Source organism: Streptomyces sp. NPDC055506 (assembly GCF_053643595.1).
The window spans coordinates 38507-49702 of sequence record NZ_JBSHKH010000022.1 but is presented as its reverse complement, the minus strand read 5'-3'; the positions used below and the strand labels follow the sequence as shown (position 1 = coordinate 49702).

Annotated in this window: 10 protein-coding genes; 6 read left to right on the top strand and 4 right to left on the bottom strand. The window is 71.4% G+C overall.

All coding sequences use genetic code 11. The features are described 5' to 3' along the window. The 3 genes from ACWIF2_RS11555 to ACWIF2_RS11545 form a co-directional block, all read left to right on the top strand. The coding region (locus tag ACWIF2_RS11555) for a DUF6457 domain-containing protein (protein ID WP_454359948.1) at positions 1–624 on the top strand (624 nt) is incomplete at its 5' end. Next, positions 621–1991 carry a molybdopterin molybdotransferase MoeA gene (locus ACWIF2_RS11550; RefSeq protein WP_454359947.1) on the top strand — a complete coding sequence of 457 codons (1371 nt, stop codon included), beginning with the start codon at positions 621–623 and terminating at the stop codon, positions 1989–1991. The genes ACWIF2_RS11555 and ACWIF2_RS11550, both read left to right, overlap by 4 nt. Then, positions 1988–3094 (top strand): potassium channel family protein, encoded by a 1107-nt coding sequence (locus ACWIF2_RS11545; protein WP_454359946.1) that lies wholly within the window; start codon positions 1988–1990, stop codon positions 3092–3094. Before ACWIF2_RS11550 ends, ACWIF2_RS11545 begins: the two co-directional genes overlap by 4 nt. Positions 3095–3101: 7 nt before the next feature. Here ACWIF2_RS11545 and ACWIF2_RS11540 read toward each other — a convergent pair whose 3' ends face one another. Further along, positions 3102–3950 carry an ABC transporter permease gene (locus tag ACWIF2_RS11540; protein WP_454359945.1) on the bottom strand — a complete coding sequence of 283 codons (849 nt, stop codon included), beginning with the start codon at positions 3948–3950 and terminating at the stop codon, positions 3102–3104. After that, positions 3947–4981 (bottom strand): ATP-binding cassette domain-containing protein, encoded by a 1035-nt coding sequence (locus ACWIF2_RS11535; protein WP_454359943.1) that lies wholly within the window; start codon positions 4979–4981, stop codon positions 3947–3949. Before ACWIF2_RS11535 ends, ACWIF2_RS11540 begins: the two co-directional genes overlap by 4 nt. A 182-nt stretch (positions 4982–5163) precedes the next feature. Here ACWIF2_RS11535 and ACWIF2_RS11530 point away from each other — a divergent pair, with 182 nt between their 5' ends. Further along, the gene (locus tag ACWIF2_RS11530) at positions 5164–6153 is read left to right on the top strand and encodes an NAD(P)H-quinone oxidoreductase (RefSeq protein ID WP_454359941.1); all 990 of its coding nucleotides are present in this window, start codon (positions 5164–5166) and stop codon (positions 6151–6153) included. Between the two features lie 81 nt (positions 6154–6234). Here ACWIF2_RS11530 and ACWIF2_RS11525 read toward each other — a convergent pair whose 3' ends face one another. Further along, complete coding sequence (locus ACWIF2_RS11525) at positions 6235–6702, bottom strand: hypothetical protein (protein WP_454359939.1); 468 nt, start codon at positions 6700–6702, stop codon at positions 6235–6237. Positions 6703–6951: 249 nt separating this feature from the next. On the opposite strand from ACWIF2_RS11525, the gene ACWIF2_RS11520 reads away from it, so the two are divergent. Further along, the gene (locus tag ACWIF2_RS11520) at positions 6952–7494 is read left to right on the top strand and encodes a bacterial proteasome activator family protein (protein ID WP_454359937.1); all 543 of its coding nucleotides are present in this window, start codon (positions 6952–6954) and stop codon (positions 7492–7494) included. A gap of 80 nt (positions 7495–7574) precedes the next feature. Here ACWIF2_RS11520 and ACWIF2_RS11515 read toward each other — a convergent pair whose 3' ends face one another. Further along, complete coding sequence (locus tag ACWIF2_RS11515) at positions 7575–9221, bottom strand: protein kinase domain-containing protein (RefSeq protein ID WP_454359936.1); 1647 nt, start codon at positions 9219–9221, stop codon at positions 7575–7577. A gap of 357 nt (positions 9222–9578) precedes the next feature. Between ACWIF2_RS11515 and ACWIF2_RS11510 the strand changes: the two genes are divergently transcribed. After that, entirely contained in the window at positions 9579–11162 is a 1584-nt protein-coding gene (locus tag ACWIF2_RS11510) for a protein kinase domain-containing protein (protein ID WP_454359934.1), read from the top strand. Positions 11163–11196 lie beyond the last annotated feature (34 nt).

Sequence of the window (11196 nt, the reverse complement as noted above, 5' to 3'; positions counted from 1 at the left end):
GACCTGCCGTTCCTCCAGGAGCGGACCGTCGGCCGGCTGCTGAGCACGCTGCGGGAGAGCGCGGCCGACGGCGTGCTGCTGACCGACCCCGACGGCCGCGACCAGCCGCTCGTCGCCGCATACCGCACGCGGCGGCTGCGCGAGACGCTCGCTCTCCTCGCCGACCGGCACGGCGGTCCGCACGGTCTTCCCCTGCGGCGCCTCACCGCCGAGCTGGACCTCACCCGCATCTCCGATCCCGTCGCGTCTTTCGACTGCGACACCTGGGACGACATCGCCTCCGCCAGGGCACGCATCAGGGAGCATGGGCACGTGTTGGATGAATGGATTTCCGCGGTCAAGGACGAGCTGGGGATCGACCTCGACGTCGATGTGAAAGAGCTGCTCGACCTCGCCCGCGACGCCGCCCACGGCGTGGCCAGGCCCGCCGCGCCGCTGACCACCTTCCTCGTCGGCTATGCGGCCGCACGGGCCGGCGGGGGACCCGAGGCGGTCGCCGAGGCCGCCCGCAAGGCCGTGGCCCTCGCCGCCCGCTGGGCGGAGGAGAGCACCCCTGGGGCCCCGGTGGACCGGCCCGACGTCGCCCCCGACGCGACGCCCGACACCCGCCCGGACGCCGGATGACCCCGCGCTCCACCCGCACCGGCGAGGATGCCGAAGACCTCGACGTCGAGGAGGTGCTCGCCCTCGTGAACAACAGCAGCGGCACCCACCCGCCCGACCCGGCCGCACGAGGTGAGAAGGACAGCACCGGCACACCCCGGAAGCCGGAGACCCGGCACCGCGCCACCCCCTGGCCTCAGGCCCGGGACATCGCCGAACGCGCCGCCCGGAGCGCGACCCGGGCCGCCCGCCGCGACCCCGTCTCCGTGCCGCTCGACGCCGCCCTCGGGCTCACCCTGGCCACCCCCCTCGACGCCCTCACCGACCTCCCCTCCTTCGACACCTCCGCGATGGACGGCTGGGCGGTCTGCGGGCCCGCCCCCTGGGGCGTACGGGACGAGGGCGTCCTGGCCGGGCACACCGCGCAGGCGCCCCTGACCGACGGCGAGGCCGTGCGGATCGCCACCGGCGCCCGTATCCCCGTGGACACCACGGCCGTCCTGCGCAGCGAGCACGGCCACACCGACGACAAGGGCCGTCTGCACGCGACCAGGGGCGTCGCCCCCGGCCAGGACATCCGGCCCCGGGGCCAGGAATGCCGCGTCGGCGACCAGCTCCTGCCCGTCGGCACCCTCGTCACCCCGGCCGTCCTCGGGCTCGCCGCGGCGGCCGGATACGACACGGTCACCGCCGTCCCCCGGGCCCGCGCCGAAATCCTCGTCCTCGGCGACGAGTTGCTCACCGAAGGGCTGCCGCACGACGGACTGATCCGCGACGCGCTCGGCCCGATGCTGCCGCCCTGGCTGCGCGCGCTCGGCGCCGAGGTGACCGTCGTACGACGCGTCCGTGACGACGCCTACGCCCTGCGCAAGGCGGTGACGGGGTCGGACGCCGACATCATCGTCACCACCGGCGGCACCGCAGCGGGCCCCGTCGACCACGTCCACCCGACCCTGCGCCGTATCGGGGCCGAACTCCTCGTGGACGGCGTCAAGGTGCGCCCGGGCCACCCCATGCTGCTGGCCCGCATCACGGAGACCCAGCATCTCGTCGGGCTGCCGGGCAACCCGCTCGCCGCCGTCTCCGGGCTGCTGACGCTCGCCGAGCCGCTGCTGCGGACCCTCGCGGCCCGCCCGGCCCCGGAGCCGTACACGCTGCCGCTCAGGGACGCCGTGCACGGGCACCCGCACGACACCCGGCTGGTGCCCGTCGTCCTGCGCGGCGACCAGGCCGTGCCGCTGCACTACAACGGCCCGGCCATGCTGCGCGGCATCGCGGCGGCCGACGCGCTGGCCGTCGTGCCCCCGGGCGGCGCCCGTCCCGGGCAGGAGGCGGAACTGCTCGACCTGCCCTGGGCGTCCGCAGGAATCGGGGTGTGTTTCACGTGAAACTTCCGGGCCAGGACGCGATTGCCCGCCAGGCGGACGAGCATCTGGTGACCCATCGGGTGAAACTCCCGAAGAAAGTGGTGGAGCACCCGATCCGCCAGGTCCTCAAGCGGCTCTCCATGGCGCTGGTGGTCCTCGTCGTGACCGCGCTGATCGTCTACGCCGACCGGGACGGCTACAACGACAACGCGGGCGGCGGCATAGACCTGCTCGACTCCTTCTACTACGCGACCGTCACCCTCTCCACCACGGGCTACGGCGACATCACCCCCGCAAGCGATGCGGCCCGGCTCACGAACATCCTCGTCATCACGCCCCTGCGCGTGCTGTTCCTGATCATCCTGGTCGGTACCACTCTCGAAGCCCTCACCGAACGCACCCGGCAGGAGTGGCGACTGACCCGCTGGAGGTCCACGTTGCGCGATCACACCGTCGTCATCGGCTTCGGCACGAAGGGCAGGTCGGCGATCCGGACCGTCTGCGCGACGGGCCTGAAGAAGGAACAGGTCGTCGTGGTCGACCCCAGTTCCAAGGTCGTCGACGCCGCGACCGCGGAGGGGTACGCGGGCATCGTCGGGGACGCGACCCGCAGCGAGGTGCTGAAGCGGGCCGAGGTGCACAAGGCCCGCCAGATCATCATCGCGACCCAGCGCGACGACACGGCGGTCCTGGTGGCGCTGACGGCCCGGCAGCTCAACCGCGGGGCGAAGATCGTGGCCACGGTGCGGGAGGAGGAGAACGCGCCGCTGCTCAAGCAGTCCGGCGCCGACGCGGTCATCACCAGCGCCAGCGCCGCCGGCCGTCTGCTGGGCCTGTCCGTGCTCAGCCCCTCCGCCGGCATGGTGATGGAGGACCTCATCCAGCAGGGCAGCGGGCTCGACCTCGTCGAACGGCCGGTCGTCAAAGCCGAGGTGGGCAAGAAGCCGCGCGAGATCGCCGATCTGGTGGTCAGTGTCATACGCGGCCACCGGGTGCTCGGCTACGACGATCCGGCCATCGGGACGCTGGAGCTGACCGACCGGCTCATCACGATCGTGCGGAAGACACCGGCCACACAGGTCGCCCCCGACATCCGACCGATGCCGCCGATGCCCCGCAACTGAGCGAGCGTCACTTCCGGTTGTACAGCCGCATCGTGATCGGCCCGAAGACGAGGACGAACAGACCGGCCCAGCCCAGCGACCAGGCGACCTCGTCGGCCGGCCAGTCGCCGCCCATCAGGCCGCGCACCGCCGACGCCAGATGGGTGATGGGGCTGTTGTTCACGAACGCCTGGAGCCAGCCCGGCATGGTCGACGGGTCGACGAACACGTTGGACAGGAAGGTGAGCGGGAAGATCACCATCATGCTGACGCCCATCACCGACTTCTCGGTGCGCAGCATCAGCCCGAACATCGTCCAGATCCACGAGAAGGCGAACGAGAAGAGCACCAGCAGGGCGATCCCGGCGAGCACACCGGCGATCCCGCCGTCCGGCCGGTAGCCCAGGATCATGCCGACGGTGAGCATCACGACCGACGCGATCGTGTACCGCAGGGCGTCGCCGAGCAGATAGCCGACCATGGTCGACGGCCGCCAGATCGGCAGCGTGCGGAACCGGTCGAAGACGCCCTTCTCGATGTCCGTGTTGACCGAGACGCCCGTGTACATCGTGATCATCACGACCGACATCACGAGGATGCCCGGCAGCAGGAACTGGATGTACTCCTTCGGCGAGCCGGCCATCGCCCCGCCGAACAGGTATGTGTACATCAGCACCATCATGATCGGGAACGCCGTGACGTCGAAGAGCTGCTCCGGCACGTGCTTGATCTTGAGGATCGCCCGCCAGCCGAAGGTCATCGAGGCCGACCAGGCGCTGGGCCGCGACGGCCGCTCCTTGGCGATGAGCAGGGCCGCGAGGGACTCGGTGCTGACCGGGGCGAGTTCCTTGGCCTCGGTGGTCGTCGTGGTGCTCATGCCGCCACCTCGTCCTTCGGGTCGTGGGAGGCACCGGAGCCGGCCGGGCGGGCCGGGGCGTGCGTGTCGTGCCCGGTGAGGGCGAGGAACACCTCGTCCAGGCTGGGCTGGCCCAGTGAGAAGTTGTCGACGGTGATCCCGGCGGTGGCCAGCTCGCTCAGCGCGCGGGACGCCTGCTGGGCCGCGGAGTCGTCGCTCGCCGCCGCACCGAGGCGGGCGGTCAGGGCCACCGGGTCGTGTTCCAGCTGCACCTGCGCGTCGAGGGTCCGGCGCAGCAGCTCGGCCGCGAAGACCCGCCGATCCGGATCTCTCAGCCGTAGATGGACCGATCCGGCGCCGACGGACGACTTCAGCTCGCCCTTGGTGCCCTCGGCGATCACCCGGCCGCGGTCGATGACGGCGATCCGGGACGCCAGCTGGTCGGCCTCGTCCAGATACTGCGTGGTCAGCAGCACGGTGGTGCCCTGGGCGACCACCGCCCGCACGATGTCCCACACCTGGTTGCGGCTGCGCGGATCGAGGCCGGTGGTGGGCTCGTCGAGGAACAGCAGGTCGGGGGTGCTGAGGATGGACGCGGCGATGTCGATCCGGCGCCGCATGCCGCCCGAGTAGTGCTTGACCTGCTTCGCGGCGGCCTCCGTGAGCCCGAAGGCCTCCAGGAGCTGGGCGGCGCGGTCCCGGGCGGCCTTCTTGTGGTGGCCGAGCAGCCGGCCCAGCAGGACCAGGTTCTCGGTGCCGGTGAGGTCCTCGTCGACCGACGCGTACTGGCCGGTGAGGCTCACCCGGGCGCGCACCTCGTCCGCCTCGCGGACGATGTCGTGACCGAAGACATGCGCTTCGCCGCCGTCCGGCCGCAGGAGGGTGGCGAGCATCTTCACGGTGGTGGTCTTGCCGGCGCCGTTCGGGCCGAGGACGCCGTAGACCGTGCCCGCGGGCACGGACAGGTCGACTCCGTCGACGGCCCTGGTCTCGCCGAACGTCTTCACCAGGCCCGCGGTCTCGATTGCCAGGCCGGACGTCTGCGTGCTCATGCTTCGGGTCCTTCCGAGTACGTGGGCTACGCATGGGGAGACCTTTACGGTCGCGCAAACTCATCGGTCCCGCATATGGGTTTTCGCCAGAACCGGACCAATGACGTAGGGGGAGCCGCCCCGGGAAGGAGGAGGGGGACGGAGCGGACTCCGTCCGGCGACCGAGGAGTACCGTCCCAGTCATGTATGCGATCACGATTCCCGAACCCGGTGGGCCCGAGGCGCTGGTCTGGGACGAGGTCCCGGATCCCGTGCCCGGCGAGGGCGAGGTCCTGGTCGAGGTGACGGCCGGTGCCGTCAACCGGGCCGACATCCTGCAGCGGCAGGGCTTCTACGACCCGCCGCCCGGCACGCCCCCCTACCCCGGCCTGGAGTGCTCCGGGCGGATCGCCGCGATCGGCACCGGCGTCTCCGGCTGGAGCGTGGGCGACGAGGTGTGCGCGCTGCTCTCCGGCGGCGGTTACGCCGAGAAGGTGGCGGTCCCGGCCGGACAGCTGCTGCCCGTGCCCGAGGGCGTCGGGCTGCGGCAGGCCGCGGCACTGCCCGAGGTGACCTGCACCGTCTGGTCGAACGTCTTCATGATCGCCCACCTGCGCCCGGGCGAGACGCTCCTGGTGCACGGCGGCTCCAGCGGCATCGGCACCATGGCGATCCAGCTCGCCAAGGCCGTCGGTGCCAGGGTCGCCGTCACGGCGGGCACCAAGGAGAAGCTGGACCGGTGCGCCGAACTGGGCGCCGACATCCTGGTCAACTACCGCGAGCAGGACTTCGTCGAGGAGGTCAGGAAGGCCACGGACGGCGCCGGTGCGGACGTCATCCTCGACAACATGGGCGCCAAGTACCTGGAGCGCAACGTCAAGGCCCTCGCCGTCAACGGCCGGCTCGCGATCATCGGCATGCAGGGCGGCGTCAAGGGCGAGCTGAACATCGGCGCGCTGCTCGCCAAGCGCGGTGCGATCAGCGCGACGTCCCTGCGGGCCCGGCCGCTGGAGGAGAAGGCGGCCATCGTCGCGGCCGTGCGCGAACACGTCTGGCCCCTGTTCTCCGGCGGCCGCCTGCGCCCGGTCATCGACCGCGAACTCCCCATGAGCGACGCCGCCACCGCCCACCAGGTCGTGGAGGACAGCGGCCACATCGGCAAGGTACTGCTGATCGCCCCAAAGGCCACCTGAATCGGGCCTGGGACTGGGTGCGGTAACGGTCCTGGCGCCTCGTCCCGTCCCCTACGCACGTCTCAGCCGGAGGCCGATCCCCTACGCACGTCTCAGCCGGAGGCCGACGAACGCCAGGCCCAGGCCGAGGCCGATCAGTACCAGCCCGCTGCCCAGCGGCAGGATCCGCAGCACGGGCCCGACGGACCGGTCGGCCTGTGCCGCGGCCTCGCGGACGGGCGGCTCCGTCGGTGCGGAGGGTACGGGGACGGCCTCCTCCCGGGACGCCTCGGGCACGGCGGTGGCCTCACGGGCCTCCCGCTTCTCCTCGGCCCCCTCCGGCCGCCCTGGCCGGTCCCGCCCCTCACCGGCCCGGGTCCCGGCCCGCGAGGGCTCGCCGGGCGCGGACGGCGCGGACCGGGCGGAGGGGGCCGCGACGGCCCCGGCCTCCGCGTCGTACGCGAGGACGGAACCGTAGGCCTGAACGGCTCCGCAGGGTGAGACGACCGCGCCCGCCCCCAAGGCGACCACCAGTACGGTCGCCCGCAGTGCGCGTAGCCATGGAGTCACGTTGGTGACCCCCTCCCGCCGTGCCCGGTAGGGCAATCCCGGCAAGTTCGGTCATTTCAAGGCAATCAGCCTCACATTCCCCTGGGCATCCGGCATTCCGGGTTCGGCCGACCGGTGTCACCCGTGCGGTGGAACCAGCCTCCGGGGAGCAACCCGGGCCCTGACCGATACGTCTGTCGAAACAGGGTGGATCAGCTTCCCGTGGGGGCACCACGGAGGTGAGGTGCAGGCGTGCGAGAGAATGGCGACATGGAGATGCCGAGAAACGAACGGTCGCCGGAGAGCCCGCAGATCCTGGTCGTGGGCCAGGACGGCATGGCGCTCGGTGGCGGCAGCGGAGACGAGGACTCCCGCGAGACCCCGGTCACGGAACAGGTGGAGCAGCCCGCCAAGGTCATGCGGATCGGCAGCATGATCAAGCAGCTGCTCGAAGAAGTGCGCGTGGCGCCCCTGGACGAGGCCAGCCGGGTCCGGCTCAAGGAGATCCACGCCAGCTCGGTGAAGGAGCTGGAGGACGGTCTGGCGCCCGAGCTGGTGGAGGAGCTGGAGCGGCTTTCCCTGCCCTTCACGGACGAGACGACCCCCAGCGACGCGGAACTGCGCATCGCGCAGGCGCAGCTGGTCGGCTGGCTCGAGGGGCTCTTCCACGGGATCCAGACGACGCTGTTCGCCCAGCAGATGGCCGCCCGCGCCCAGCTGGAGCAGATGCGCCGCGCCCTCCCGCCGGGCGTCGGCCACGAGGGCCTCGACGACCAGCACCCGGGCCCCCGTACCGGCGGACCGTACCTGTAGGCCTGCGGCACAGACCTTCCCCGACCCGGAAAAAGGGCCCCGCGGCCGAAGCCGCCGGGCCCTTCCTCACGTCCGAAGCGTCAGGACGGCGGGTTGCCCGTCGAGACGTTGAGCTCGATGACCGGCATGTCGTCCGGGTCGACATCGGTGCCCTTGGACGGGAACTGGTTCATGACCGTGCCCTGGCCGTAGGTGTTCTCGTCCACGTTCTTGGTGCTGACCTGCCAGCCGGCCGCCTGGGCACAGGACTTGACCGACGTGATGTTCATGAACTTGAAGTCCGGGATCTGGATCTTGTCGGGGTCGTTGTACGACTCCTCCGGCTCCGTGCACTCCTCGGGGTCGATCGTCTTCGACGGGTCCGGCCCCCGGTAACCGGGCTTCTTGGCCGCCGGGGCCGAGGCGCTCGCGCTGCTGCCCCCGCCGCCCTTGTCGTCCTCGCCGCCGCCGTTCATCAGCAGGGCCGCGACCAGTCCGCCGACCGCGACCACGGCCACGACGACCGAGCCGATGATCACCGGCTTGTTGCTCTTGCCGCCACCCTGCGACGCGGGCGCGGTCTGGGGCGTGAGGTTGTACGGCGGCGGGGTCGACGGGCCCGGCTGCGGGGAGTACGCGGCCGGGTGCGGCGTCTGGTAGCCGCCCTGCTGCGGATAGCCGTAGGCCGGGGACGGCGCGGACGGGGCGGGGGTGCCGTACGGGTTCGGGGGCGGCGTCGGCTGGTACGGCGTCTGGACCTGGCCCGCGGCGGCCGGGGGCGCCTGGTCGACCGGCGGGAACACGGCCGAGCCGACGCCCGCGCCGCTCGGCGCCTGCGTGCCCGGGACGATGCTCGGCGGGGCGGCCTGGAAGGACGCCGCCACCCGCAGGCACTCGTCGCGCATGCTCTCGGAGCTGGGGAAACGCTCGTTCGGATTCTTCTTCAGCGCCCGGGCGATCAGCGCGTCCACGGCCGGCGGCAGCGCACGGTTGATCGTGGACGGAACCGGCGGCTCCTCCTGGACGTGTGCATACGCGATGGCCAGCGGCGAGTCCGCCTCGAACGGCAGCCGCCCGGTGACGAGTTGGAAGAGCATGATGCCGACCGAGTACAGGTCGGAGCGGGCGTCCACACCGCGGCCGAGGGCCTGTTCCGGCGAGAGGTACTGCGGGGTGCCGACGACCATGCCGGTCTGCGTCATCGACGTCACACCGGACTGCATGGCGCGGGCGATGCCGAAGTCCATGACCTTGACCACACCGCGCTTGGTCATCATCACGTTGCCCGGCTTGATGTCGCGGTGGACCAGGCCCATCTCGTGGCTGATCTCCAGCGCGGCCAGCACATCCGCCGTGATCTTCAGCGCCTTGTCGGCGGGCATCGCGCCCTGCTGCCGTACGTCCTCGTCGAGGACCGAGCCGAGCGGGCGGCCCTCGACGTACTCCATGACGATGTACGGCGTCGTCATGCCGTCGAGGCTGTCCTCGCCGGTGTCGAAGACCGAGACGATATTGGTGTGCGTGAGCTTGGCCACGGACTGGGCTTCGCGGCGGAACCGTTCGCGGAAGGCCTGTTCTCTGCCGAGCTCGGTGTGAAGTGTCTTGATCGCGACCTGTCGGTCGAGCACGCTGTCGTACGCCAGGTGCACCGAGGCCATGCCGCCTTGGCCGAGGAGGTCACGCAGTTGATAGCGGCCACTGGCGAGCGCCCGCCCCGTGTACTGCCCCTGTGCGCCGTCCTGGCTCATGTTTCCGTGTCCCCCGTGGCTCCCCCAGGGAGCTGCCGACTGCCGCTGATCCGTCTGATCCGTCGTTGATCCAAACCGCCATTCCCGGCCAAGTCTGCCCCAGGGCACGGACACGTCAAGCTCGGTGCCCGTTCCGTGACCGTACGCGAAAGAAGCGTCGCGGAAGCGTTACCGGGGATGTGCGGCCGGTACACAGAATTTGCACGAGAGTGCTGAGTAAAGGTTTCATGGCGCGTCCGTCCCGTGCCGGTCCTGGCACCCGTCTCGGACCGGCGGCTTGCGCGGAGGCTGTAGCGTGGCCGACGGAGACCGTAACAACACCGCGCGCACCGCGGGCAGAAACGACGGCGAGGACTGATGGCACAGCAGCAGCGCGCTCAGGGCCCGTCCGACCCCGAGGCGAGTGGCGGCGGCATGTCGGAGGCGCCGGAGGCCTGGGGCAACGGCGGGTTGGTCGGGGACGGCCGGTACCGGTTGACCCGCAGACTCGGCCGGGGTGGCATGGCCGAGGTGTTCGCGGCCGAGGATGTCCGTCTCGGACGCACCGTCGCTGTCAAGCTGCTCCGGTCCGACCTCGCCGAGGACCCGGTGTCCAAGGCGCGCTTCACACGCGAGGCCCAGTCGGTGGCGGGCCTCAACCACCACGCGATCGTCGCCGTGTACGACTCCGGCGAGGACATCGTCGGCGGCCAGCCGCTCCCCTACATCGTCATGGAGCTGGTCGAGGGCCGCACCATCCGCGACCTGCTCCTGAACGCCGAGGCGCCGGGCCCCGAACAGGCCCTGATCATCGTCTCGGGCGTCCTGGAGGCGCTCGCCTACTCGCACCAGCACGGCATCGTGCACCGCGACATCAAGCCCGCCAACGTCATCATCACGCACAACGGCGCCGTGAAGGTGATGGACTTCGGCATCGCCCGCGCCCTGCACGGCGCCCAGTCCACGATGACGCAGACCGGCATGGTCATGGGCACCCCGCAGTACCTGTCCCCGGAGCAGGCGCTCGGCAAGGCCGTCGACCACCGCTCCGACCTGTACGCCACGGGCTGCCTGCTCTACGAACTCCTCTCGCTGCGCCCGCCGTTCACCGGCGAGACCCCGCTGTCGGTGGTCTACCAGCACGTCCAGGACATCCCGACGCCGCCGTCCGAGGCCTCCGACGTCTGCCCGCCGGAGCTGGACGGCCTGGTCATGCGCTCCCTCGCCAAGGAGCCCGACGACCGCTTCCAGACGGCCGAGGAGATGCGCGGGCTGGTCCAGTACGCGCTCCAGATGCTCTACGACCAGGGCGGCCACACCGGCACCTGGAACACCGGCCCGGTCGACATGCACGAGGGCCGGCACACCCCGTCCGGCGGCTTCGCCCACACGGCCGTGATGGGCCACCCCGGTGATGTCTCCGGCACCGCTCAGATCCCCTCGCCGATACTTCCCGCCGGCTACGGCGGCGGGGACGACGGCGGCTTCGAGGGCCGCGGCAACAAGGGCAGCGGCCGCGGCAAGCTGTGGATCCTCGCCGTGCTCGCGGTGATCGCCGTGGCGGCGGGTGTCGCCCTGGCGCTGCAGAACACCGGCGGCGACAAGAAGGACCCCACCGACAAGAAGTCGCCGTCCGTCTCGCAGACGACCGAGGAGAAGACGCCCAGCGAGACGCCGAGCGACGAGGTCACCGACGACGAGCCCACCGACACGTCGACGGACGACGGCACCGGCACGAGCTCCGGCGGCGGCGGATGGACCCCGTCGTACAGCCCGTCCTACACGCCGTCCCCGAGTACTCCCGAGACGCCGACGGACCAGCCGACCACCGCGGAGCCGACCGGCGAGCCGACCGGCGAGCCGACGGACGAGGAGCCCTCGGACCCGGAGACGCCGCCGGACGACACGGGCGGCACGGACGCGGGCACCACGAGCGGCGTCGTCGGCGGCGCGGAAGGCTGACCCGCACAACGAAAAACGCACGATTCACGCGCGC